This is a genomic window from Antarctobacter albus, assembly GCF_900101505.1.
In the GTDB taxonomy this organism is placed as follows: domain Bacteria; phylum Pseudomonadota; class Alphaproteobacteria; order Rhodobacterales; family Rhodobacteraceae; genus Antarctobacter; species Antarctobacter albus.
In genome coordinates, this window is sequence record NZ_FMZI01000008.1 from 32701 (window position 1) to 55556 (window position 22856).

Sequence of the window (22856 nt, forward strand, 5' to 3'; positions counted from 1 at the left end):
TTCGTCGCGCTCAGTTCGAGACGGTCACATGTGCGAAGCGATGGGCGATGACCTTGCCGTCGCGGGTCAGCTTGGCACGGCCCAGGTATTCCCCGGCAGGCCAGCCCGAGGAAGGGGCCTTGCGACCCAGGGCGCGCATCTGGCTGGCCTGGTCGCTGTCCAGCGTGATGGCGCGGCGAAACAGGTCGGTCCCGGCAGGGCTTTCCGCTGAAAGCGTCAGGACGTCGCCGGGCTGGGCGTAACCCAGGTGGGCATAGACGACCATCGCCTCGTCCGGGCCCAGGGTTGGACGCCGGGCAGAGCCGTCGCCCACCGCCTGCAGTGTCGGCACCGCATCCGAGAACCCGGCGGTGACGAGGCCCGTCCTTGTGTAGGCGGGCGGTTCGGTCCAGAGAGACGGGCCGGGATCGCCGCAGGTGCCCGTGGCCTCGGGGCGGAAAGGGTCGACCACCTGGCCGTTGCGCAGGAGCGTCAGGTGCACATGGGGGTGGTTTGTCTGACCCGAGAGGCCGACAAGGCCCAGCGGATCACCGGGTTGAACCAGGTCGCCAGGTGCGACCGAGACAGAGCCGAGCCGCAAGTGGCAATAGAGCGTCTGCCAGCCCCCGCCGTGATCGATCAGCACCGCGTTTCCGCAGGCATTTTCCGAGGTGACGCCCCGCATCAACCGGTCATCGGGCATCGAATCCCGGGTGCGTTTGACCACGCCGGGCGCGGCGGCCAGAACCGACACACCCTCACCGATGGCACCAAAGTCGAGCAGGGCAAAATCCGTGCCCTTGTGCCCGTCGCGGGAATTGATGCCGCAGGCGAAATCCCTGTGGCGGCCCTGCGTGGGGTCGTTGTCGACGTAATCCTCGATGAAACAGGTCTCGCCCAGGGTGCAATCCAGCGGCACCGAAAGGCGAAAATCCTCCGCCCCGGCAGGCGGGACGGAGGATATCAGGGCCAGCGCGGCCGCAAAGGCGGCGCGCGCGTGCGTCATTCCGCGGTCAGAAGCGGCGGCTTCTTGGAGCCGAGGCGCGGATTGTCCGGGCCGCTGAGGTCGAGGAACAGCTCGCCGTCGCGGACCGAGACCTTGACCACACCGCCCTTGGCCAGCTTTCCGAAGAGCAGTTCCTCGGCCAGCGGCTTCTTGATGTGTTCCTGGATCACGCGCCCCAGCGGGCGGGCGCCCATCTTGTCGTCGTAGCCCTTGTCCGCCAGCCATTCGGCGGCGGGCTTGGTCAACTCGATGGTCACGTTGCGATCCATGAGCTGCGCTTCAAGCTGCAGCACGAACTTCTCGACCACCTGCAGGATGGTCTCCTTGGGCAGCGGCGCAAAGCTGATGACCGCGTCCAGGCGGTTGCGGAACTCCGGCGTGAAGGTCCGCTCGATGGCCGCCGTGTCCTCGCCCTCGCGGCGGTCGCGGCCAAAGCCGATGGCCGACTTGGCCTGTTCGGTCGCCCCGGCGTTCGAGGTCATGATCAGGATTACGTTGCGGAAGTCCACCGTGCGACCGTTGTGATCGGTCAGCGAGCCGTGGTCCATGACCTGCAGCAGGATGTTGTAGACATCCGGGTGCGCCTTCTCGATCTCGTCCAGCAGCAGCACGCAGTGCGGGTGCTGGTCGACGCCGTCGGTCAACTGGCCGCCCTGGTCAAAGCCGACATATCCCGGAGGCGCGCCGATCAGGCGAGAGACCGCGTGTTTCTCCATGTACTCGGACATGTCGAAGCGCAGCAGTTCCACGCCAAGGCTGTCCGCCAATTGCTTGGCAACCTCGGTCTTGCCGACGCCGGTCGGGCCCGCGAACAGATAGTTGCCGATGGGCTTTTCCGGTTCGCGCAGGCCGGCCCGGGCCAGCTTGATCGCCGAGCTGAGGGCCTCGATCGCCTTGTCCTGGCCAAAGACCACGCGCTTGAGCGTGTTTTCCAGGTCCTTGAGCACCTCTGCGTCGTCCTTGGAGACGTTTTTCGGGGGGATGCGGGCGATCTTGGCCACGACCTCCTCGATCTCCTTGGTGCCGATTGACTTGCGCCGCTTGGAGGCGACCACAAGGTGCTGCGCCGCGCCGGCCTCGTCGATCACGTCGATGGCCTTGTCGGGCAGCTTGCGATCATTGATGTAGCGCGCCGAAAGCTCCACGGCGGTCTTGATGGCGTCGCCGGTGTATTTGACGCTGTGGTGCTCCTCGAAATAGGGCTTCAGGCCCTTGAGGATCTTCACGGTGTCCTCGACCGACGGCTCGTTCACGTCGATCTTCTGGAACCGGCGGGACAGGGCGCGATCCTTTTCGAAGTGCTGGCGGAATTCCTTGTAGGTGGTCGACCCCATCGTGCGCAGCTTGCCGCCCTGCAGCGCGGGCTTCAGCAGGTTGGAGGCATCCATTGCCCCGCCAGAGGTGGCCCCGGCGCCGATCACGGTGTGGATCTCGTCGATGAAGAGCACCGCGTCGGGGTGTTCCTCAAGCTCCTGCACCACGGCCTTGAGCCGCTCCTCGAAGTCGCCGCGATAGCGCGTGCCGGCCAGCAGAGCCCCCATGTCGAGCGAGTAGATGGTGGTGTTCGCCAGCACCTCGGGGGTTTCGCCAGCGACGATCTTGCGTGCCAGCCCTTCGGCGATGGCGGTCTTGCCCACGCCGGGATCACCCACCAGAAGCGGGTTGTTCTTGCGGCGGCGGCAGAGCACCTGGATGCAGCGCTCGACCTCGGCATTGCGGCCGATCAGCGGATCGACGTCGCCGTCACGCGACTTGGCGTTGAGATCGACGCAGTATTTCGCCAGTGCCGATTCCTTGTCCGAACCGGGGGCGGCGGCCTCGGCCTGCTGCGCCTCTTCCTCGGCCTCGGTTGCGCCCTGGACGGGCCGCGCCTCGCCATAGGCGGGGTTCTTGGCGACGCCATGCGCGATGAAATTCACCGCGTCGTAGCGCGTCATGTCCTGTTCCTGCAGGAAGTAGGCGGCATTCGATTCGCGTTCGGCGAAGATGGCGACCAGGACGTTTGCGCCCGTCACCTCGGTCCGGCCCGAGGACTGGACGTGGATCGCCGCGCGCTGGATCACGCGTTGGAACGCAGCGGTCGGCACCGCCTCGGACCCTTCGACATCGGTCACGAGGTTCGACAGATCGTCGTCGATGAATTCGACCAGCGTGGTGCGCAACTCCTCGGTGTCGACCGAGCAGGCTTTCATCACGCGGGAGGCATCCGGTTCGTCGATCAGCGCAAGAAGAAGGTGTTCAAGCGTGGCGAATTCATGGCTGCGAGAGTTCGCCAACGCCAGCGCCGAATGAATTGCCTGCTCAAGTGTGTTCGAGAATGAAGGCACGGGAGTGCTCCTCTTGTCTGCGCCGATCCGTGAGGATCAGCATTGCCTCATAGTATTAAAGTTTGGTCGATTGCGGCCACTCTTCAAGTTTTTTCTCAAGGTTCCTGCATCACTTTTGGACAAACTGGCGAAACCTGCCGTGTGCGTGATCAGAACCGGTCCTTGCGCGCGCGCACCTCTGCAAAGACCTCTGCATCCGTTCCGCCCGGCAGGCCGACGGCCCGTTTCACGCTGTCGGTGGTGGCTCGGAGGAAGGGATTTGTTTCAAGTTCGACCGAAAGCGGCACCTGTGCGGTGGGCCGCCCCTCGGCGCGGGCTGCGTCGATCTCCCGCTTGCGAGAGATAAGCGCTTGGTTCTCCGGTTCAATGGTCAGGGCAAATGCGGCATTCGCCGTTGTGTATTCATGTCCCGAGTATACCACGGTTTCCGGGGGCAGAGAGGCCAGCTTTTCCAGACTATCCCACATCATCTGAGGCGTGCCCTCGAAGATGCGCCCGCATCCCAGGGCCATCAGGCTGTCGGCGGTAAAGACAGCGCCGCCGCGGGGGTAGTAATACGCGATATGGCCCAGCGTATGGCCCGGAACGGCGATCACCTCGCAGAGGCCGTCCCCGGTGCCGCCGGAAAACCCCGGGTCCAGCGCCATGTCCAGTTTCGGCAGCTTGTCCACTTCGGCCTTCGGTCCCATGACAGGGCAGCCGTATTTCTCGCGCAGCTCGGCGACACCGCCGACGTGGTCGTGATGGTGGTGCGTGATCATGATGACGCCCAGCGACCAGCCACGGGCCTCCAGCGCCTCGATGATCGGCCCGGCCTCGGGGGCGTCGATCAGCGCCACGCCGTCGGGGCCGTGGACAAGGTAGGCGTAGTTGTCCGAGAGGCAGGGGACGGTCACGATCTCGAGGGGCATGGTCTTTCCTTCGCGGCTTTGTCAGGATGCGCACATCGTCAGAGTGGCGCATCGGGGCTGGGGTATCAATGCATCTGGATGTGCAGGTGTTGCGCGATTTCTACTACCGCAGTGCGCTGGGGCGCGCGGCGCAAAAGATCCTGCGCACTCAGGTTCAGCGTTTCTGGCCCGAGACGAAGGGCCAGACGGTGGTGGGCTATGGCTTTGCCGTGCCCATGCTGCGCCCCTACCTGAAAGAGGCGCGCAGGGTTGTTGCCCTGATGCCCGCGCCGCAGGGGGTCATGACCTGGCCCGCCGGTATGCCCAATGTCTCGGTGCTCAGCGAAGAAACGCTCTGGCCGCTGGAGACGGGCCATACCGACCGCTTGATTCTGATGCACGGGCTGGAAACCTCGGAACGGCCGTCGGACCTGCTGGACGAGGCGTACCGCGTGCTGGGGCCGGGGGGCAGGGCGCTGTTCATCCTGCCGAACCGGGCGGGGATCTGGGCGCGGGCGGATCACACGCCTTTCGGCTATGGGCGGCCCTATTCGCTGGGCCAGCTCGAGGCGCAACTGAAACGGCATGACTTCGTCCCCGAGGCGCATGTCTCGGTGCTGTACCAGCCGCCATCGACCCGCCGGTTCTGGATGAAGACCGGCCCGGTCTGGGAACGCATGGGCCGCGCGGTGCCCGTGACGGCGGGCGGTGTCATGATGGTCGAGGCCTCCAAGCGGCACCCGCCGTCGCGCCGCGGGGTGGGCGAGGCCGCCAAGGTTCTCAATCCGCTGGAGGTGCTCAGTCCGGCAGGCAAGGCCAAGCCGATCTGAACCCGCCCCGGAGGCGCCAAGGGACCGGATTCTGCCCTGTGCAGGCAAATTCGGGGCCAAAAGGCTCTGTGACCTGCGGCAAATGCGGTCAGAGGCGCCCGAAACTGCCCGGGAATCGTGCATTTGCAGCAAAAACTGTGGCTTTGAGGCACCTTGGCAGAGCACGAAAGGTCGCACTAAAAGGGGCGTTTTTGCCAAGCCATTGAAAACAATACATTTAGCGCAAGCGTTTATCTTTCCTAAGCATGTTGCGAGGTGGGGGAGGCTCTGCTACATCCGCCACGATTTGATTGCTTTGACGCAGGTCAAGGTATGGAAACGCTGCCAGACGCCGCCCCGGACCCGGGGCGCGCGTAACATGGCGGCTTACTATCGGAAGGGTGGACGTGTCTGACTCAGCATCGATTTCCTCCGGCATCGCAGAGCGCTATGCCACCGCCGTCTTCGAGATCGTGAAGGAGGCCGGCGAGCTTCCCACGCTCGAAGGCAACCTGGATGATCTCTCTGCCGCGCTGGATGAAAGCGCTGACCTGCGGGATCTCCTGGTGAACCCCGTCTACTCGCGCGATGCGCAGGGCGCCGCCATCAAGGCCGTCGCCTCGAAGATGGGCCTGATGCCGGCCATGACCAACGTGCTGGGGCTGATGGCCTCCAAGCGCCGCCTCTTCGTGGTCCCGCAGATGGTCACGCTCCTGCGCGAGATGATCGCAAAGGAAAAAGGCGAAGTCACCGCAGAAGTGACCTCTGCCCAGGCCCTGACCGATGCCCAGGCGGCCCAGCTGGCGGACGCGCTGAAGGCAAAGGTCGGCAAGGATGTAAAGATCAATGCGACCGTCGATGAAAGCCTCATCGGCGGTCTTGTCGTCAAGGTGGGCTCGAAGATGATCGACACGTCGATCCGTGCGAAGCTCAACTCCCTCCAGAATGCAATGAAAGAGGTCGGATAAATGGGTATCCAAGCTGCAGAGATTTCTGCGATCCTGAAGGACCAGATCAAGAACTTCGGCCAGGACGCCGAAGTTGCCGAGATCGGTCGCGTGCTCTCGGTCGGTGACGGTATCGCCCGTGTCTACGGCCTCGACAACATCCAGGCGGGTGAAATGGTCGAGTTCCCCGGCGGCATCATGGGCATGGCGCTGAACCTGGAAACCGACAACGTCGGTATCGTGATCTTCGGCTCCGACCGGGACATCAAGGAAGGCGACACCGTCAAGCGCACCAACTCCATCGTGGACGTGCCCGCCGGCGAGGCCCTGCTGGGCCGCGTTGTCGACGGTCTGGGCAACCCGCTGGACGGCAAGGGCCCGATCGAGGCCTCCGAGCGCCGCGTCGCGGACGTCAAGGCGCCGGGCATCATCCCGCGTAAATCGGTGCACGAACCGATGGCAACCGGCCTCAAGGCCGTCGACGCCATGATCCCGATCGGCCGCGGCCAGCGCGAGCTGATCATCGGCGACCGTCAGACCGGCAAGACCGCCGTCGCCCTGGATGCGATCCTGAACCAGAAGTCGTACAACGACGCGGCCAAGGACGACTCGGAAAAGCTGTACTGCGTCTACGTCGCCGTCGGGCAGAAGCGCTCGACCGTGGCCCAGCTGGTGAAGAAGCTGGAAGAGACCGGCGCTATCGACTACTCGATCGTCGTGGCCGCCACCGCCTCCGACCCGGCCCCGATGCAGTTCCTGGCGCCCTACGCCGCGACCGCGATGGCCGAGTACTTCCGCGACAACGGCAAGCACGCGCTGATCATCTACGATGACCTCTCCAAGCAGGCCGTGTCCTACCGCCAGATGTCCCTGCTGCTGCGCCGCCCGCCGGGCCGCGAAGCTTACCCGGGCGACGTTTTCTACCTCCACTCGCGCCTGCTGGAGCGTTCGGCAAAGCTGAACGAGGACAACGGTGCCGGCTCGCTGACCGCGCTGCCGATCATCGAAACCCAGGGCGGCGACGTGTCGGCCTTTATCCCGACCAACGTGATCTCGATCACCGACGGCCAGATCTTCCTGGAAACCGAGCTGTTCTACCAGGGCATCCGCCCCGCCGTGAACACCGGTCTGTCGGTCTCGCGCGTCGGCTCCTCGGCTCAGACCAACGCGATGAAATCGGTTGCCGGCCCGATCAAGCTGTCGCTCGCCCAGTACCGCGAGATGGCCGCCTTCGCGCAGTTCGGTTCCGACCTCGACGCCGCCACCCAGCAGCTGCTGAACCGTGGTTCGCGCCTGACCGAGCTGATGAAGCAGCCGCAGTACTCGCCGCTGACCAACGCCGAGATCGTCGTCGTGATCTGCGCCGGTACGCTGGGTTATCTCGACAAGGTCAAGGTCTCTGACGTGGGCCGTTTCGAGAAGGGCCTGCTGGCCCATGTCCGTGGCAAGCACCAGGATCTGCTGGATTGGATCACCAACGAAGATCCCAAGATCAAGGGTGACAACGAAGCCAAGATCAAAGCGGTTCTCGACGAATACGCCGCCGACTTCTCGTAAGGGGATCATCAGATGCCCAGCCTGAAGGACCTAAAAAACAGGATCGAGAGCGTCAAGTCGACGCGCAAGATCACCAAGGCCATGCAGATGGTCGCGGCAGCAAAACTGCGCCGCGCCCAGGACGCGGCCGAGGCGGCCCGCCCCTACGCGGAACGCTTCAATGGTGTGATGGCGTCGCTTGCGGCCTCGGTCGGTGACAGTGATGCAGCTCCCCGCCTTCTGGCGGGGACCGGCAAGTCGGACGTGCAACTGCTGGTGGTCATGACCTCCGAGCGGGGGCTCTGCGGCGGCTTCAACACCAATATCGTGAAGCTGGCAAAGACCCATGCCGAAAAGCTCCAGGCCGAAGGCAAGACGGTCAAGATCCTGACCGTCGGCAAGAAGGGCCGCGAGCAGCTGAAGCGTGACTACGGCAATCTCTTCGTGGGACACGTTGACCTCTCCGAGGTCAAGCGCATCGGCTACGGCAATGCCCAGGACATCGCCCGCGATGTGCTGGCCCGGTTCGACGGTGGCGAATTCGACGTGGCGACGATCTTCTACGCGCAGTTCCGGTCTGTCATCGCGCAGATCCCGACCGCCCAGCAGATCATCCCCGCGGCCTATGAAAGCGAAGGGTCGGACGATGTGGGCGAGAGCACGCTCTACGACTACGAGCCCGACGAAGAGGCGATCCTCGCCGACCTGCTGCCGCGTGGTGTCGCGACGCAGATCTTCGCGGCTCTGCTGGAAAACGGCGCGTCGGAACAGGGTGCACGGATGTCCGCAATGGACAACGCGACCCGCAACGCAGGCGAGATGATCGACAAGCTGACCATCGAATACAACCGCTCGCGTCAGGCCGTCATCACCAACGAACTGATCGAAATCATCTCGGGCGCCGAGGCGCTCTAAAGACACCCGGAGACGAAACATGGCAAACGCACAAGGCAAGGTCACCCAGGTGATTGGCGCCGTGGTCGACGTTCAGTTCGACGACCACCTGCCGGCAATCCTGAACGCGCTGACCACCGACAACAACGGCAAGAAGCTGGTGCTGGAAGTGGCCCAGCACCTTGGTGAAAACACCGTCCGCACCATCGCGATGGACGCAACCGAAGGTCTGGTTCGCGGCCAGATCGTGACCGACACGGACGCGCCGATCTCGGTGCCGGTCGGCAACGCAACCCTCGGCCGCATCCTGAACGTCATCGGCGAGCCGGTCGACGAAGGCGAGCCGATCAACGCCGACGAATACCGCCCGATCCACGCCGAGGCCCCGGCCTTCCAGGAACAGTCGACGGAATCGGAAATCCTCGTCACCGGCATCAAGGTCATCGACCTGCTGGCGCCCTACTCGAAGGGCGGCAAGATCGGCCTCTTCGGCGGCGCCGGCGTGGGCAAGACCGTTCTCATCATGGAACTGATCAACAACATCGCAAAGGTGCACTCGGGCTTCTCCGTGTTCGCCGGTGTTGGTGAACGGACCCGTGAGGGCAACGACCTCTACCACGAGATGATCGAATCCAACGTCATCAAGCCCGACAACCTGTCGGAATCGCAGGTGGCCCTGGTTTACGGTCAGATGAACGAGCCTCCGGGTGCCCGTGCCCGCGTCGCCCTGACCGGCCTGACGCTGGCGGAACAGTTCCGCGACCAGTCCGGGACCGACGTTCTGTTCTTCGTGGACAACATCTTCCGCTTCACGCAGGCGGGTTCCGAGGTGTCGGCTCTGCTCGGCCGTATCCCCTCGGCCGTGGGCTACCAGCCGACGCTGGCCACCGACATGGGCGCCATGCAGGAACGCATCACCTCGACCAAGTCGGGTTCGATCACCTCGATCCAGGCCGTCTACGTTCCCGCGGACGACCTCACCGACCCCGCACCTGCCACCACCTTTGCGCACCTCGACGCGACCACGGTTCTCAACCGTGCGATCTCGGAACTCGGCATCTACCCCGCCGTGGACCCGCTCGACTCGAACTCGCGCCTGATGGACCCGCAGATCGTGGGCGAAGAGCACTACCAGGTGGCGCGTGACGTTCAGGGAATCCTGCAGCGCTACAAGTCGCTCCAGGACATCATCGCCATCCTCGGGATGGACGAACTGTCCGAAGAGGACAAGCTGACCGTGGCACGTGCCCGCAAGATCCAGCGCTTCCTGTCGCAGCCCTTCGACGTGGCCAAGGTCTTTACCGGCTCGGACGGCGTGCAGGTTCCGCTGGAAGACACGATCAAGTCGTTCAAGGCGGTTGTTGCCGGTGAATACGACCACCTGCCCGAGGCGGCCTTCTACATGGTTGGCGGCATCGACGAGGTGCTCGCCAAGGCCGAGAAACTGGCCGCCGAGGCTGCCTGATCCAATCCACCGCTCGGGGGCGCCTGCCGCGCCCCCGGCCTGAACGGAGGACAACATGGCAGATACGATGCAATTCGACCTGGTGTCGCCCGAGCGCCGCCTGCTGTCGACCGAGGCGACCTCGGTTCAGATCCCGGGCGCCGACGGCGACCTGACCGCCATGCCGAACCACGCGCCGCTGATCACCACGCTGCGCCCCGGCATCCTGACGGTCGAGACCGCCAAGGGCACCGAGCAGTTCGTCGTGACCGGCGGGTTCGCCGAGATCGGCGAGAGCCTTTCGGTGCTGGCCGAAAAGGCCCTGCCGCGCGCGGACGTCGACCAGGCCACCTACGAGGCCCTGGTGGACGAGGCTCACCGCATCTACCAGCAGACCAAGGAAACCGCCGAGCATCCGGGTCTGGTGGACGACGCGGTCAAGCTGCTGCAGGACATGGTGGCTGTCGGCACGCATATCGGTCTGGACCCGAAACAGCCCTCGATCTGAGGCACCGGACAGACTATTCTGACAAGGCCCTGCCACCCGGCGGGGCCTTTCATTTTTTGTGACCCGCCGGTTTTGTGCGGCGACTCCGGGACTGACGACATGGAAACGAAACGCGGCGCCGTCTGGTTCATCCTCGCCACGATCCTGCTCGATGCCATCGGCATCGGGCTGATCTTTCCCATCATGCCGGACCTGATGGCACGCGTCGGCGCCGGAGACACGGCCACCGGGGCTTTCTGGGGCGGTGTCCTGCTGGCGACCTATGCTGGCGCGCAGTTCATCTTCTCGCCCGCAATGGGGGGCATTTCCGATGCCCTGGGGCGCAAGCCGGTGCTTCTGGTCACGCTGGCGGCGCTGGCAGTGGACTATGTCATCATGGCGCTGGCGGGGACGTTCTGGCTGTTGCTGGTGGGCCGTTTCCTGGCCGGGATCGCTGGCGCCACCTACATCACCGCCTCGGCTTACCTGGCCGATATCTCGGCGCCCAAGGACAGGGCTGCGAACTTTGGCCTGATCGGGGCGGCTTTTGGTGTCGGGTTCATCTTTGGTCCCGCCCTGGGCGGCCTGCTGGCCGGTATCCATGTCACCGCGCCCTTCTGGGCAGCGGCGGGACTGGCGGCTGCGAATTTCCTGTTTGGCCTCTTTGTCCTGCCCGAAAGCCTTGCGGTCGAGAAACGCCGCGGGTTCGACCGCAAGGATCTCAACCCCTTCGGCAGTATCCTGGCGGCCGCGCGACTGCCGGGGCTTGGCCTGCCGCTGTTCGGCCTGTTCCTCTTCGAGTTCGCCAACATGGTCTATCCGGTGCTCTGGGCCTTCTGGACGCGCGAGGCCTTTGGCTGGCCCTCGCATCTGATCGGCCTGTCGCTGGCGGCCTATGGCATAGGGGTTGTCATCACCCAGGGCGGGTTGATGCGGGTCATGATCCCCCGCATCGGCGAATGGCGCACGCTGATGGTGGCGGTGGCTGCCGGCGTCATTGCCTCTGTCGCCTACGGGTTCATCTCGGCGGCCTGGCTGGTCTGGGCCTTCCTGCCGTTTGCGTGCCTGTCCGACATGGCACCGCCGAATGCCACCGGCATCGCCTCGAACCTCGTGGACGAGGACCGGCAGGGGGTGTTGCAGGGTGTCATTGCCAGCCTCAGCGCCGTTGCGGCCATCACCGCGCCGCTGATCGTGACCCCTCTGTTCCGGACCTTTGCCACGCCGGACGCCGGGGTCTACCTGCCCGGGGCGCCTTTCCTGATGACGGCGCTCTTGCTCCTTCTCAGTGCGCTTGTCTTCTGGCCTCTGCGCCCGGGACGGCAGCAGGCGCCCGCCGCCTGACCGCCAAAAAAGGCCTGTCGCCTTGCATGAAAGGGCGCGATCTGACAGGAGGCCCATGACCGGCCCGCCTGTGGGACGGCGCGCGCGGAAATTTCTGTCATGTTGTACGACCCCAGCGCCTTGTTGCGCGAATTCATCACGTTGCTGGTGGTGATCGACCCGATCGGTTCGCTCCCGGTGTTCTATTTCGCCACGGCTGCCGTGCCGGCGGCGCTGCATTGGCGTTTCGCCCTGCGCGCGGTGCTGGTGGCCTGGATCGTCCTGATGGCCTTCCTCGTCGTCGGGCAACTCCTGCTGGAGGGCCTGGGGCTGCGGTTCGGTTCCTTCCAGATCGCGGGCGGGATCGTCCTGTTCCTTTTTGCGCTGACCATGATCTTTGGCGAATCCAAACCGGAGCGGGAGATCGAGGAGGCCGGGCGCAGTGACCTGTCCGGCGCGATCTTTCCGCTGGCGATGCCTTCCATCGCCTCGCCCGGCGCGATGCTGGCGGTTGTCGTGCTGACTGACAATCATCAGAACTCGATCCCCGATCAGATCGCCACGGCGGTCCTGTTGACGGTTGTCCTGCTCCTGACGCTGCTTTTGCTTCTGTTGGGGACGCTGCTGAAAAAGCTGCTCGGCAATTCCGGCGCGCTGGTGATTTCCCGTGTCATGGGGATCATCCTGGCGACCGTGGCGGTGGATGCCGTGCTGGGTGGCCTGGCAGAGGTTGGCGTTCTGGACCTGCAAGGTGGGACGGGTCCGCTGTAAGCGGATGATCGGCCTTCACAATTCCGCCCGATTGCAGAACTATCTTCGCAGGGATGGAGAAGGGCCGAACATGAAGAAACTGACCGGCAGCCGGGTCGGAATCGACCAGGGAGACGAGGAAGTCTTTTCCGAGTTTGCCACCGGCGGCGACATGTGGACGGGAGAGGGCAGCCGCGAGCGCCGCAAGGCCGTCAGCTTCTCGGAACCTTTCCGGACACCGCCAACGGTTCAGGTGGCCATGTCGCTCTGGGATATCGACCAGCGCGCAAACATTCGGGCCGATGTCACCGCCGAAAACGTCACGCGCAGCGGCTGCGATCTTGTCTTTCGCACCTGGGGCGATACGCGTGTCGCCCGCGTGCGCATGAGCTGGCTCGCCATCGGCGAGGTCAAGAGCGAGGACGACTGGGACCTGTGAGCGTGCGGTCCGGCGTTACTTGAGTTGCGCGCTCAGCCGGTCCAGCATCAGCGGCACCTCGTCGGGCGTCAAGCGGCCGTGCTCGACCAGAAAGCTCTCGATATCGCGGCCCGTGTAGCGGCCCACAAGGCGCCCGTCCTGTTCGATCAGTTTCAACCGCGACAGGACGACGGCGCGCTGGTGGCAGACATAGCATTTGCGCTGGAACAGGCGCCCGCCTTCGTGGATGGCGATGAACTGCGCGGCCAGCGCCTCGGCTTCCTCGGCGGTCAGCCTGCCGTGCCCTGCGGACAGCATGGCGGCGACAGGCATCCCGGTCTTCTTGCCGACCAGGCCCTCGCCGCTGGCGATCAGGCTTTCAAAGACGAAATCGCCCGCATGTGCGGAATGGCAACCGGCGCAGGCACGTTCGTAGACCGCATGTGCGTCGATCTCCTGCGCTTGTCCCGGCGCGCCCGACAGCACACCGAGAAAGGCAAACGCAGTGAGCCAGTGTTGTCTTGCCATTGCCGCCTCCTGACGGTCAGAGGATGCCTTCGTAGATCGGGCCAAGGGTTTCGGTCTCGAACAGGGACGAGACAGAAGTGCCGTTCCAGATGTTCAGAATCGACTGCGCAAACATCGGGGCGGTCGGCAGGATGCGAATGTTCGGAGCCCCGGCAACGGCGGCGGTCGGCTGGATCGAGTCGGTCAGAACCAGCGATTTCATCACCGATTTGGTGACGCGCTCGACAGCCGGGCCGGACATGACGCCGTGGCTGATATAGGCGTGGACCTCGGTCGCGCCGTGTTCCATCAGCACCTCGGCGGCCTTGCAGAGCGTTCCGGCGGTGTCGCACATGTCATCGACGATGATGCAGCGCTTGCCCGTGACGTTGCCGATCACCGTCATCTCGGCGACTTCGCCGGGTTTCTCGCGGCGCTTGTCCACGATCGACAGCGGCGCCTCGATCCGCTTGGCCAGTTCCCGCGCGCGGGCCACGCCGCCGACGTCCGGCGAGATCACCATCACGTCGCTCAGGTCGTCGAACTGTTTCTTGATGTCCAGCGCGAAGATCGGCGAGGCATAGAGGTTGTCCACCGGGATGTCGAAAAAGCCCTGGATCTGCGCGGCGTGCAGGTCCATCGTCAGCACCCGCTCGATCCCGGCCTCGGCGATCATGTTGGCCACCAGCTTGGCGGTGATCGGCGTGCGGGCCTTGGTGCGGCGGTCCTGGCGGGCATAGCCGAAATAGGGGATCACGGCGGTGATGCGTGCCGCTGACGACCGGCGCAGCGCGTCCGACATGATCAGCAGTTCCATCAGGTTGTCGTTGGCCGGGTTCGAGGTGCTCTGCAGGATGAACATGTCCTCGCCGCGGACGTTCTCGAAGACCTCGACAAAGATCTCCTGGTCGTTGAACCGCTCGACGCGGGCATCCACGAGGCCGACGGTCATGCCGCGGTACAGAGACATGCGGCGGGCGATGGCCTGTGCCAGCGGCTTGTTGGCGTTGCCGGCGATCAGTTTGGGTTCGATGACGGTGGGCATGTGATGCGTCCTCGGCGGATGACGGATTCGTGACGATGTTGCGGTCCCGTTAGCATGGGCCTACGGTCGGCGCCAGCACAGGCACCGGAAGGCGACAGCATGGCTCATATCGACTACTTCTTCTCCACGATTTCGCCCTTTTCCTATTTTGCGGGCACGCGATTGGAAGAGATCGCTGCGAAACATGGCGCCAGTATCGCCTACAAGCCCTTCGATATCATCGCCCTCTTTGGTCGCACCGGGGGCGTACCGCCGGGGCAGCGTCATCCCAACCGGCAGGCCTATCGCCTGCAGGAGATAGAGCGCGCCGCGAAGAAGACCGGCCTGCCGGTGAACATCAAGCCGGCGCATTTCCCGACCAACCCGGCGCCCTCCTCCTATGCGGTGATCGCCGCCCAGAAGGCGGGCGGCGGCGACATGGGCAGGCTGGTGCACGGGCTGCTGGCGGCCTGCTGGGCGCAGGACAAGGACATCGCCGAGGACGCGGTGATCAAGGCCTGTCTCTCCGAAGCCGGTTTCGACCCGTCTCTGGCGGACACCGGCCTGCTGGCCGGGGCCGAGACCTATCCCGCCAACCTCGAAGAGGCAGTGGAAAAGGGCGTCTTTGGCGCGCCGACCTATGTCGTCGACAGCGGTCAGGTCTTCTGGGGCAATGACCGGCTGGACGACCTGGACGCGCATCTGGCGGGCAAGCTCTGATGCGCGACGCGGGCCCCGAGACGGGGCTGCATTGGCGGGACTGGGGGCAGGGGCCGGCAGAGGTGCTGGCCCTGCACTGCGGTCTTGGACAGGGCGGCATGTGGAAAGCGGTGGCGCAGGCGCTGGAGGGCCGGTGCCATTTCCGCGCCCCGGATCTGCCAGGCCACGGACGCAGCCCGTCCTTTCCCGAGGGGGAAGACGTTCATGATGCCGCCTGCGCCGCGCTCCGCCCGCATCTGACCGACGGCATTCATCTCGCGGGCCACAGCTTTGGCGCCACGCTTGCTCTGCGGCTGGCGCTGGAGGCGCCCGCGCGCATTGCCTCGCTCCTGCTGATCGAGCCGGTTTTCTTTGCCGCGGCCCCTGACAGCGCGCTGAAGCGTGACCACAAATCCGCCGAGGATGCGCTATACGCCGACGTCGACACCGGGAATCTTCTGGAGGCCGCGCGCGGTTTCAACCGGTTGTGGGGCGGGGGTGTGCCCTGGGCCAGTTTCCCCGAAAAAGTGCAGAGGGGCATGGCCGCCCAGATGCCCTTTGTCCGCGCGACAGAGCCGGCTCTCTGGCAGGACCGCGCCGGGATGCTGGCGCCCGGCGGGCTGGAAAAGCTGAACTTTCCGGTCACGCTGTTGCGGGGGGCGGATACCGTTCCGGTCATTGCCCAGGTGCATCGCGGCCTGATGGCGCGCCTGCCGATGGCCTCGGAAATGGTGGTCGGCGGGGCCGCTCACATGGTCCTGATGTCGCATCCGCAGGCCGTGACGCAGGCGCTGTCAGAGCAGCTTGGCGCGCTGCCCTGACCTGCCGCCCGGTCAGGTGCGGATGCGCCAGCCGGTCTTGAAGATCCACCAGACCGCAGCAAGGCAGATCGCGGTGAACCCCGCGATCGCCAGCAGGCTGACGGCGATCGGCACATCGGCAAGGCCAAAGAAGGACCACCGGAACCCCGAGACCAGGTAGACCACCGGGTTGAAATAGGCGACGGTCTGCCAGGCCGGGGGCAGCATCGAGATCGAGTAGAAACTGCCGCCCAGGAAGACCAGAGGCGTCACCACCAGCAGGGGCACCAGCTGCAGCTGTTCAAAATTCCTGGCCCAGATCCCGATGATGAACCCCAAGAGTGAAAAGCTCATGCAGGTCAGCAGCAGGAAGATGACCATCGCCACCGGATGCATGATCTGCAGGTCGACGAAAAACGCCGCCGTGCCCAGGATCACCACGCCGATGAACAGCGCCTTGGTCGCCGCCGCCCCTACAAAGCCCAGCACAATTTCCAGGAAGTTCACCGGGGCGGACAGCAGCTCGTAGATGGTGCCGATGAATTTCGGGAAGTAGATGCCGAAACTGGCGTTGGAAATCGCCTGTGTCATGACTGACAGCATGATCAACCCCGGCACGATGAAGGCGCCATAGCTGACGCCCTCCACCTGGTCGATGCGTGACCCGATGGCCGCGCCGAAGACCACGAAATACAGCGAGGTCGAGATAACGGGCGAGACGAAGCTTTGCAGGATGCTGCGAAAGAAACGGGCCATCTCGAACTTGTAGATGGCCCAGATCGCGGGAAGGTTCATGCTGCGGTCTCCTCTTCCTGCCGGGCCACCAGCCCGACGAAGATATCTTCGAGCGAGTTCTGCGCCGTGTGCACGTCGCGCACCTGGCATCCTGCCTCGGCCAGAAGCCCCATCAGCCGCCCGATGCCGGTGCGGTCTGCCCCGGTGTCGTAGCGGTAGGTCAGGCTGCCGCCGTCCTCGCTCAGCCGCAGGTCGTAATCCGACAGGGCAGGGGGCACGCTGTCGACCGGGTCGGTCAACTCGATGGTCAGCTCCTTCTGGCCCATGCGGGTCATCAGGCTGGCCTTGTCCTCGACCAGCAGGATCTCGCCCTTGTTGATGACGCCCACCCGGTCGGCAATGGCCTCGGCCTCTTCGATGTAGTGGGTGGTCAGGATGATGGTCACGCCGTCGCGCTTCAGCTCGGCCACCGTGTCCCACATGTCCCGGCGCAGTTCCACGTCCACACCCGCCGTCGGCTCGTCCAGGAACAGAACGCGCGGTTCATGTGCCAGCGCCTTGGCGATCAGCACCCGGCGTTTCATGCCGCCGGACAGTTCCATCACCTTGGCGTTGCGCTTGTCCCAGAGCGACAGCCGCCGCAGGATGCGTTCGATCAGCGCCTCGTCTGGCCGCTTGCCGAACAGCCCGCGCGAAAACCGCACCCCTGCGATGACCGTCTGAAAGGGTTCCAGGTTCATTTCCTGCGGCACCAGCCCGACAAGGCTTCGCGCCGCGCGGAACTCTGTCACAACGTCATGTCCGCCGACCCGAATGCTGCCATCGGTGATGCGGGTGATCCCGCAGATCGCCGAGATCAGCGTGGTCTTGCCCGCGCCGTTGGGGCCGAGCAGGGCCAGGATTTCGCCTTCCTCGATGTCGAGCGAGACGCCCTTGAGCGCCTCGAACCCGCCATCGTACCGTTTCCGCACGTCGCGGATTTCTACCGTGGGCATGGTCCGCCCTCCTTGTTCGCACGCCTGCAACCTAAACGTCATGACGTGATGCGCAATTGAGCAGAAATGCATAGGGCACATGCATGTCGCAAACAGACTGGCACCCCCGGTCCCCGCGTTCTAAGCCCTTTGCATGACCTCCATCACGACCGCCGCGATCAACCGCCCCGCGCTGGGCATCTTCTATATCTGTCTCGGAATCCTCGCGATTTCCGTCAACGACATGCTGATCAAGGTCCTGTCGGGCGGCTATCCGCTGCACCAGATGGTCTTTACCCGCTCTGCCATCGGGTTGGTCTTTACCTTCGGGTTCGTCTTTGCCGAGGGCGGGCTGGGCCTGCTCCGGACCGCGACGCCGGGCCTGCACCTCTTGCGCGGGTTGCTCGTGGTTGCTGCGAACATGACCTATTTCTGCGCGCTGGCGGTGCTGCCGCTGGGGCAGGCGACGGCGCTGTTCTTTGTCGCGCCGCTGATGATCACGCTGCTGTCGATCCCGATCCTGGGGGAAAAGGTGGGGCCGCTGCGGATCGGCGCGGTCGTGGTGGGCTTTGCCGGGGTGATCATCATGCAGGAACCGTGGAAGGCCGACCTGTCGGTGTCACGCCTTGTCATGCTGCTGCCGGTGATCGCGGCGGGTTTCTACGCACTGATGCAGGTGCTGACCCGGCGGCTGGGGATGACGACGCGGGCCTCGGCGCTGGCGGTCTATATCCAGGGCACCTTCCTGATGGTCTCGGCGGTGTTCTACCTTGTCGCGGGCGACGGGCGCTATGCAGAGGGCGTGACAAACGAAAGCCTCATCTTCCTGTTGCGGGCCTGGGTCTGGCCCTCGCCGGACGATTGGCTGGTGTTCCTGGGGCTGGGGATCTGTTCGGGCGTGGTGGGCTATTGCCTCAGCGCGGCCTACCGGCTTGCCGACGCGGCGACCATCGCGCCCTTCGAATACATCGGCCTGCCGCTGGCGATCCTCTGGGGATGGATGATCTTCGGGGAATGGCCGGTCGCGGCAACCTGGGCCGGTTGCGTGCTGATCATCGGCGCCGGTGTCTTCGTCTTCCTGCGCGAACAGGCCAAGGCCCGACCCACGCCGGGGCGCCGCGCCCGCTGGGGGCGCCGCTGACAACCGTTCAGAGCGCCCGCAGCCGTACCGCGATGCTGGCCTGTCTCCCGGCGAGCGATCCCAGCGGATCAAGCTCGGGGTGGGTGTCCAGCACCTGTGTCATCGCCACCTGGGCGCGCTCCAGCTGGGCCTTGCCGCCCTGCCGGTCGCCCTGTGCCAGTGCCGCCAGCCCCAGTTCGTGCCGGGCCGTGGCCGCGACCGCCAGCGCCGCGGCACTGGCCGCGCCCTCGCTGCTCATGGCCATGCCCTCGGCCAGATCGGCGGCCTGGGCATAGTCTCCGGCACGCAAGAGGCTGTGCGCGTATTCCAGCTGAATCCGCGGCAGGAAGGGCCCCGCGCTGCTCATCAGCCTGGCATACTGTCGGTTGGCCTGGCCGTAGTCGCCCTCTTCAAGCGCCGAGCGCGCCACGAAATAATTCTTGCGAAAGCCCGAAGCGTTGCCCTCTGCGGTGTCACAAGCCGCCAGCGGCAACATCACGCCAAGCGCCATCAGCGCCGGCATCACCCGTCCCATCATCATCTGCTCTGTCCTCAACGTCGCCAAGGTTTGCCTTGATCGACGGTCATGATACCACCTGACCGGGGGCGGCGTCCACGAAAACCCAAGCCCGCCCGTGGGATGGATGGAAAACCGTGATGCGCTGGCTGGCCTGGCTCCTGACTCCGCTGACCCTGGCCGCCGCGATCTGGGCCGGGAACACCCTGTACAGCACGCTGCAGGACCCGCTGCCCGCGCCCCGCGCGGCGCCCTCGGCCACGCCGGACACGGGGCTGGCGCTGGACCTGCCCCAACCGCAGCCGCCGATGCGCTGGCCCTCGCTGTTTGGCAGCTACAAGCCACCGGAACCGCAGCCGCCGAAGCCGCCCTCACCGCCCGTCGTGGACGAACCGCAGCCGCCCGCGCCCCCCATCGACAGCCTCGGCTTTGCGCTGAAAGGCGTGGTCAGCAACGGCGACAGCAGCTGGGCCATCGTCTCGCATCCCACCGGAGAGCGGCTGATGCGCGTGGGCGATACCCTGGCCGACGGCATCACCGTCACCGCCATCGAGGCGGGGGGCATAAGGCTGGACAATCACGGCGCGCCCGCCTTCCTGGCCTTCACCGACTGAGCCCGCCACCCGGGGGGAGACAAGCCGCGTGTTTCGCGGTATGTTGCCCGAAATGACCGCGAAACACGCGGCAAGAACATAATCGAGAGGGCACGAAAGTGCGGGCAGGAACTTCGGTCGACAGGGCCGGCCCCGGGTGGGTCCGGTCGTGGTGCGTGGCGCTACTCCTAGCAATCCTGGTGACGGTCCCCGGGCTGACCCGCGCACAGGGCGCGCTGGACCTGCGGGATGCAGACCTGCGCAGTTTCGTGGAAATCGTGTCCGAGGCCACGAACCGGAATTTCGTCATCGACCCCGGCGTGCGCGGCACCGTGACCGTGCTGGCGCCGGAAAACGTCACCCCCGCCGCCCTGTATGAGATCTTTCTCAACGTGCTCGAGGTCAACCGCCTGACCATCGTCAAGGGTGTCGATGCAGACCGTATCGTCCCGCTGACCACCGCGCGCGAGCTGTCGCCCGGTGTCGCCGGGTCCGGTGTCTATGAAACCCGGGTGATCCGGGTCAATCACATCCCGGTGTCAGAGGTGGTGGACGTGGTGCGCCCCCTGCTACCTTCCGAGGCGGTGATTTCCACCGTGCCCGACGCGCGGTTGATCATCCTGTCCGACCGTGCTGGCAACCATCGCCGCATCCAGGCACTGATCTCGGAACTCGACCAGCCCCGCTCGGAGCCGATCGAGATGATACGGCTGCGCAATGCCGACGCGCGCGAGGTGTTGCAGGTGATCCAGTCGATGGGCATCGTCCCCGATGGCGCCAGCGTCAGCGTCGATGCGCGGTCCAACGCGCTTCTGGTGCTGGGGCCGCAATCGCTGCGCGAACAGGTGCGGGTGCTGGCCGGACGGCTGGACGCGCAGCGCAACAGCCAGCAAAGCCGGGTGGTGCAGGTCAACTATGCCCAGGCGGCCAGCTTGGCCGATGTCGTGTTGCGCAGTTTCCAGGGCGACGGCTCCGGCGGGCAGATCCGCATCGTGCCGGAACCGGGCACCAACTCTCTGCTGATTTCCGCCCCTGCCGACCGGATGCATGAAATCGTCGCGATGGTGCAGCACCTCGATCGCCGCCCGACCCAGGTGCTGGTCGAGGCGGTGATCTTTGAAATGTCGGTCGATGGCTTTGCCGACCTTTCGGTCCAGTTCGGCGCGATCCTGAACGACGCCATCGTCGGCGGCGTTCAATTCGCGCTGGAAGGCCGGCCCAGCCTGACCAGCCTCGTGTCCACGGTCCTGAACGGCGACGCGCCCAATCCGGGCAACGGCGGCGTGATCGGTGGCCGGGCCGGGGATTCCCGCACCGGCATCGCGGGACTGCTGACCGCCATCGCCGAAACCCGCAGTACGCGGCTGCTCTCCACCCCCTCGATCCTGACCCTGAACGGGCAGGAGGCCGAGATCGTGGTGGCCCAGAACGTGCCCTTTGTCACCGGCCAGTTCACCCAGGTGGGGCAGGGCGCCGTTCAGGAGCCGTTCCAGACCATCGAACGCCAGGACGTGGGCCTGACCCTGAACGTGACCCCGCAGATCAACGCCGACGGCACCGTGCGGCTGGTGATCAAGCAGGAGGTGTCGAACCTGACCAATGCTACCTCCTCGGCGGGCGGAGAGATCACAGCCAAACGCGCGCTGTCCACCACCGTCCTGGTGCGCGACGGCAACGTGATCATGCTGGGCGGGCTGTTGGAAAACGGCTTTGGCTCCAACGCGCAGCGGGTGCCGGGCGTGTCCAAGCTGCCCATCGTGGGTGGGCTGTTCCGGGGCAAGTCCGGGTCCAAGAACCAGCGTGTCCTGCTGGTCATGCTGCGGCCCCGGATCGTCAGTTCCGACCGCGAGGCGACGCGCCTGACCCGTGAACTGGCGCGCGAGGCGCAACGGGCCAGCCTGGCGATCCAGCCCGAGGACAGCACGCGCTTTCCCCAGACCCCGCTGGGCGCGCTGCCCTTTGACGGCGCCGACCTGAACCAGCCCTTCGACGAGACCTTCATCGACAAGGCAGCGCGGAGCAAGAACTATCCGCCGCTGCCCAGCCGACTGAAATTCAACGGAAAATATTAGGTTCTCTCTCGTAGGTGTGCCTCGGAAACCTGTCGCCGCTCTCAGGCGGCGGCGGGTTTCGTCAGCACCTCGATACGGCGCCCAAGCCTGACACGCAGGTGGTCGGGCAGCAGGCGGGCGGCGCTGATCCGTGGCATGGCCATCTCGGGGATGGCGCTTTCTTCACCATAAAGCGCCCGGTATTCGGCGTGGTTGTCAAAGCGGCTGCGGGCGGCGTAATCGACGAAGGTTTCCGTTGCCGCGCCATTGGCCAGGATGACGTCATGCGCCTCGGTTTCGACATGGTAGACCGTGAACTGCGCGGGCAGTTCCGCCAGGGGCACCTGGCAGATCGAATGACCGTTCACCAGGGCCGAGGCATTCACAACATATCCGTCCAGCACCATCCCGTGATCGCCGGTCACGGTCAGGTCGCTGTGTGGCAGCCCCTCGGCCAGGGCGCCCTTGCGAATTCGGATCATCCGGGCGCGGTCGCCCCTGAACCGTGTCAGGATCGTCTGGCATCCGATCCACTTGACGGGAACCTGTCGGCCGTCCGCCGTGGTGATCTTGTCCCCGATGCGCAGCGTTTCGACCGGCCGATCCCCAAGGGCGGTTGCAATCCCCGTGCCCGCGGCAAAGCAGGTCACGAAATCGCTGGTGTCCAGAGTGTCGAGATCGATACTGTCGGGCAAGGTTACATATGCAGGCGGGACCCCTTCCGGCAGGATCAACACGCGCTGGCTGCTGCTCACGGAACTGAAGTCCGCGACCATCGCCTCGACCGTGCCGCCGCCGTTCAACGGTACGGTCAAGGTTCCCAGGAAGGTGGTGACGATGGCATTGTCGTTGATGTCGTCACCGACCTCAAAGGTGTTGTCCGCCTCCGTGTCATCGTAGGTATACGGACTTGAGAAGTTCTGTTCGAGGAAATCGTAGGTCGTTCCTGAATCCAACTGGTAAATGAAGTATGTTCCCGCGTCATATGTGGCCATAATATTCCTCGTTACTGATACCTGCCGGGGG

At 65.0% G+C, this 22856-nt stretch carries 23 protein-coding genes; 14 read left to right on the forward strand and 9 right to left on the reverse strand.

The genetic code is table 11. The features are described from left to right. Positions 1-10: 10 nt before the first annotated feature. The 3 genes from BLQ71_RS14775 to gloB all read right to left on the reverse strand — a co-directional run bounded on the left by BLQ71_RS14775 (position 11) and on the right by gloB (position 4223). Positions 11-985: a M23 family metallopeptidase gene (locus BLQ71_RS14775; RefSeq protein ID WP_074622280.1), complete on the reverse strand. Its 975-nt coding sequence runs from the start codon at positions 983-985 to the stop codon at positions 11-13. After that, complete coding sequence (gene clpA, locus BLQ71_RS14780; protein ID WP_074622281.1) at positions 982-3312, reverse strand: ATP-dependent Clp protease ATP-binding subunit ClpA; 2331 nt, start codon at positions 3310-3312, stop codon at positions 982-984. The genes BLQ71_RS14775 and clpA overlap by 4 nt, the downstream gene beginning before the upstream one ends. 149 nt (positions 3313-3461) lie before the next feature. Continuing rightward, positions 3462-4223 carry a hydroxyacylglutathione hydrolase gene (gloB, locus tag BLQ71_RS14785; RefSeq protein WP_043142508.1) on the reverse strand — a complete coding sequence of 254 codons (762 nt, stop codon included), beginning with the start codon at positions 4221-4223 and terminating at the stop codon, positions 3462-3464. A gap of 68 nt (positions 4224-4291) precedes the next feature. Here gloB and BLQ71_RS14790 point away from each other — a divergent pair, with 68 nt between their 5' ends. The 9 genes from BLQ71_RS14790 to BLQ71_RS14830 all read left to right on the forward strand — a co-directional run bounded on the left by BLQ71_RS14790 (position 4292) and on the right by BLQ71_RS14830 (position 12831). Continuing rightward, entirely contained in the window at positions 4292-5032 is a 741-nt protein-coding gene (locus BLQ71_RS14790) for a methyltransferase domain-containing protein (RefSeq protein ID WP_043142507.1), read from the forward strand. A gap of 380 nt (positions 5033-5412) precedes the next feature. Next, positions 5413-5979, forward strand: coding sequence for a F0F1 ATP synthase subunit delta (locus BLQ71_RS14795; protein WP_043142504.1), 567 nt, complete (start codon positions 5413-5415; stop codon positions 5977-5979). Beyond that, positions 5980-7515: a F0F1 ATP synthase subunit alpha gene (gene atpA / locus BLQ71_RS14800; protein WP_074622282.1), complete on the forward strand. Its 1536-nt coding sequence runs from the start codon at positions 5980-5982 to the stop codon at positions 7513-7515. It begins immediately after the preceding gene. A 12-nt stretch (positions 7516-7527) separates the two neighbouring features. Further along, on the forward strand, positions 7528-8409 hold the full coding sequence (locus BLQ71_RS14805) for a F0F1 ATP synthase subunit gamma (RefSeq protein ID WP_074622283.1): 882 nt from the start codon (positions 7528-7530) through the stop codon (positions 8407-8409). 19 nt (positions 8410-8428) lie between these two features. Then, positions 8429-9853 carry a F0F1 ATP synthase subunit beta gene (gene atpD, locus BLQ71_RS14810; RefSeq protein ID WP_043142494.1) on the forward strand — a complete coding sequence of 475 codons (1425 nt, stop codon included), beginning with the start codon at positions 8429-8431 and terminating at the stop codon, positions 9851-9853. Positions 9854-9908: 55 nt separating this feature from the next. After that, positions 9909-10340 carry a F0F1 ATP synthase subunit epsilon gene (locus BLQ71_RS14815; protein ID WP_043142492.1) on the forward strand — a complete coding sequence of 144 codons (432 nt, stop codon included), beginning with the start codon at positions 9909-9911 and terminating at the stop codon, positions 10338-10340. A 99-nt stretch (positions 10341-10439) separates the two neighbouring features. After that, positions 10440-11663, forward strand: coding sequence for an MFS transporter (locus tag BLQ71_RS14820; RefSeq protein WP_074622284.1), 1224 nt, complete (start codon positions 10440-10442; stop codon positions 11661-11663). Between the two features lie 99 nt (positions 11664-11762). Further along, positions 11763-12413: a MarC family protein gene (locus tag BLQ71_RS14825; protein ID WP_074622285.1), complete on the forward strand. Its 651-nt coding sequence runs from the start codon at positions 11763-11765 to the stop codon at positions 12411-12413. 70 nt (positions 12414-12483) lie between these two features. Beyond that, positions 12484-12831, forward strand: coding sequence for an H-type lectin domain-containing protein (locus BLQ71_RS14830; RefSeq protein ID WP_043142481.1), 348 nt, complete (start codon positions 12484-12486; stop codon positions 12829-12831). 15 nt (positions 12832-12846) lie between these two features. On the opposite strand, the gene BLQ71_RS14835 is transcribed toward BLQ71_RS14830, so the two are convergent. Together BLQ71_RS14835 and BLQ71_RS14840 are read right to left on the reverse strand one after the other, a co-directional pair. Continuing rightward, complete coding sequence (locus tag BLQ71_RS14835; protein WP_074622286.1) at positions 12847-13338, reverse strand: hypothetical protein; 492 nt, start codon at positions 13336-13338, stop codon at positions 12847-12849. A gap of 16 nt (positions 13339-13354) precedes the next feature. Further along, positions 13355-14362, reverse strand: coding sequence for a ribose-phosphate pyrophosphokinase (locus tag BLQ71_RS14840; protein ID WP_043142475.1), 1008 nt, complete (start codon positions 14360-14362; stop codon positions 13355-13357). A 99-nt stretch (positions 14363-14461) separates the two neighbouring features. Between BLQ71_RS14840 and BLQ71_RS14845 the strand changes: the two genes are divergently transcribed. Next, complete coding sequence (locus BLQ71_RS14845) at positions 14462-15061, forward strand: 2-hydroxychromene-2-carboxylate isomerase (RefSeq protein WP_069207928.1); 600 nt, start codon at positions 14462-14464, stop codon at positions 15059-15061. Next, on the forward strand, positions 15061-15861 hold the full coding sequence (locus BLQ71_RS14850; RefSeq protein ID WP_074622287.1) for an alpha/beta fold hydrolase: 801 nt from the start codon (positions 15061-15063) through the stop codon (positions 15859-15861). The genes BLQ71_RS14845 and BLQ71_RS14850 overlap by 1 nt, the downstream gene beginning before the upstream one ends. Positions 15862-15873: 12 nt before the next feature. Here the strand turns inward: BLQ71_RS14850 and BLQ71_RS14855 are convergent, their stop codons facing one another. Then, entirely contained in the window at positions 15874-16635 is a 762-nt protein-coding gene (locus BLQ71_RS14855; RefSeq protein WP_043142467.1) for an ABC transporter permease, read from the reverse strand. After that, entirely contained in the window at positions 16632-17570 is a 939-nt protein-coding gene (locus tag BLQ71_RS14860; RefSeq protein WP_074622288.1) for an ABC transporter ATP-binding protein, read from the reverse strand. Before BLQ71_RS14860 ends, BLQ71_RS14855 begins: the two co-directional genes overlap by 4 nt. Before the next feature lie 133 nt (positions 17571-17703). Between BLQ71_RS14860 and BLQ71_RS14865 the strand changes: the two genes are divergently transcribed. Next, the gene (locus BLQ71_RS14865; protein WP_175459242.1) at positions 17704-18690 is read left to right on the forward strand and encodes a DMT family transporter; all 987 of its coding nucleotides are present in this window, start codon (positions 17704-17706) and stop codon (positions 18688-18690) included. 7 nt (positions 18691-18697) lie between these two features. Here BLQ71_RS14865 and BLQ71_RS14870 read toward each other — a convergent pair whose 3' ends face one another. After that, positions 18698-19210, reverse strand: a complete 513-nt coding sequence (locus BLQ71_RS14870) for an outer membrane protein assembly factor BamD (RefSeq protein WP_074622289.1) — start codon at positions 19208-19210, stop codon at positions 18698-18700. A 116-nt stretch (positions 19211-19326) separates the two neighbouring features. Here BLQ71_RS14870 and BLQ71_RS14875 point away from each other — a divergent pair, with 116 nt between their 5' ends. Then, entirely contained in the window at positions 19327-19800 is a 474-nt protein-coding gene (locus BLQ71_RS14875) for a type II secretion system protein N (protein WP_074622290.1), read from the forward strand. 155 nt (positions 19801-19955) lie between these two features. Continuing rightward, positions 19956-21851, forward strand: coding sequence for a type II secretion system secretin GspD (gene gspD / locus BLQ71_RS14880; protein ID WP_043142460.1), 1896 nt, complete (start codon positions 19956-19958; stop codon positions 21849-21851). A gap of 41 nt (positions 21852-21892) precedes the next feature. Here gspD and BLQ71_RS14885 read toward each other — a convergent pair whose 3' ends face one another. Continuing rightward, a complete protein-coding gene (locus tag BLQ71_RS14885; protein ID WP_074622291.1) occupies positions 21893-22825 on the reverse strand; it encodes a Hint domain-containing protein in 933 nt (310 codons plus the stop codon). Positions 22826-22856: the final 31 nt, after the last annotated feature.

Bases quoted from the DNA above. Each gene is read 5' to 3' on its own strand.
- BLQ71_RS14790 (WP_043142507.1), top strand. From the start codon at position 4,292: ATGCATCTGGATGTGCAGGTGTTGCGCGATTTCTACTACCGCAGTGCG.
- BLQ71_RS14845 (WP_069207928.1), top strand. From the start codon at position 14,462: ATGGCTCATATCGACTACTTCTTCTCCACGATTTCGCCCTTTTCCTAT.
- BLQ71_RS14885 (WP_074622291.1), bottom strand. From the start codon at position 22,825: ATGGCCACATATGACGCGGGAACATACTTCATTTACCAGTTGGATTCA.
- BLQ71_RS14860 (WP_074622288.1), bottom strand. From the start codon at position 17,570: ATGCCCACGGTAGAAATCCGCGACGTGCGGAAACGGTACGATGGCGGG.
- BLQ71_RS14805 (WP_074622283.1), top strand. From the start codon at position 7,528: ATGCCCAGCCTGAAGGACCTAAAAAACAGGATCGAGAGCGTCAAGTCG.
- atpD (WP_043142494.1), top strand. From the start codon at position 8,429: ATGGCAAACGCACAAGGCAAGGTCACCCAGGTGATTGGCGCCGTGGTC.
- BLQ71_RS14820 (WP_074622284.1), top strand. From the start codon at position 10,440: ATGGAAACGAAACGCGGCGCCGTCTGGTTCATCCTCGCCACGATCCTG.
- BLQ71_RS14875 (WP_074622290.1), top strand. From the start codon at position 19,327: ATGCGCTGGCTGGCCTGGCTCCTGACTCCGCTGACCCTGGCCGCCGCG.
- BLQ71_RS14855 (WP_043142467.1), bottom strand. From the start codon at position 16,635: ATGAACCTTCCCGCGATCTGGGCCATCTACAAGTTCGAGATGGCCCGT.
- BLQ71_RS14825 (WP_074622285.1), top strand. From the start codon at position 11,763: ATGTTGTACGACCCCAGCGCCTTGTTGCGCGAATTCATCACGTTGCTG.
- gloB (WP_043142508.1), bottom strand. From the start codon at position 4,223: ATGCCCCTCGAGATCGTGACCGTCCCCTGCCTCTCGGACAACTACGCC.
- BLQ71_RS14775 (WP_074622280.1), bottom strand. From the start codon at position 985: ATGACGCACGCGCGCGCCGCCTTTGCGGCCGCGCTGGCCCTGATATCC.
- BLQ71_RS14870 (WP_074622289.1), bottom strand. From the start codon at position 19,210: ATGATGATGGGACGGGTGATGCCGGCGCTGATGGCGCTTGGCGTGATG.
- BLQ71_RS14840 (WP_043142475.1), bottom strand. From the start codon at position 14,362: ATGCCCACCGTCATCGAACCCAAACTGATCGCCGGCAACGCCAACAAG.
- BLQ71_RS14865 (WP_175459242.1), top strand. From the start codon at position 17,704: ATGACCTCCATCACGACCGCCGCGATCAACCGCCCCGCGCTGGGCATC.
- BLQ71_RS14830 (WP_043142481.1), top strand. From the start codon at position 12,484: ATGAAGAAACTGACCGGCAGCCGGGTCGGAATCGACCAGGGAGACGAG.
- BLQ71_RS14815 (WP_043142492.1), top strand. From the start codon at position 9,909: ATGGCAGATACGATGCAATTCGACCTGGTGTCGCCCGAGCGCCGCCTG.
- BLQ71_RS14850 (WP_074622287.1), top strand. From the start codon at position 15,061: ATGCGCGACGCGGGCCCCGAGACGGGGCTGCATTGGCGGGACTGGGGG.
- BLQ71_RS14835 (WP_074622286.1), bottom strand. From the start codon at position 13,338: ATGGCAAGACAACACTGGCTCACTGCGTTTGCCTTTCTCGGTGTGCTG.
- atpA (WP_074622282.1), top strand. From the start codon at position 5,980: ATGGGTATCCAAGCTGCAGAGATTTCTGCGATCCTGAAGGACCAGATC.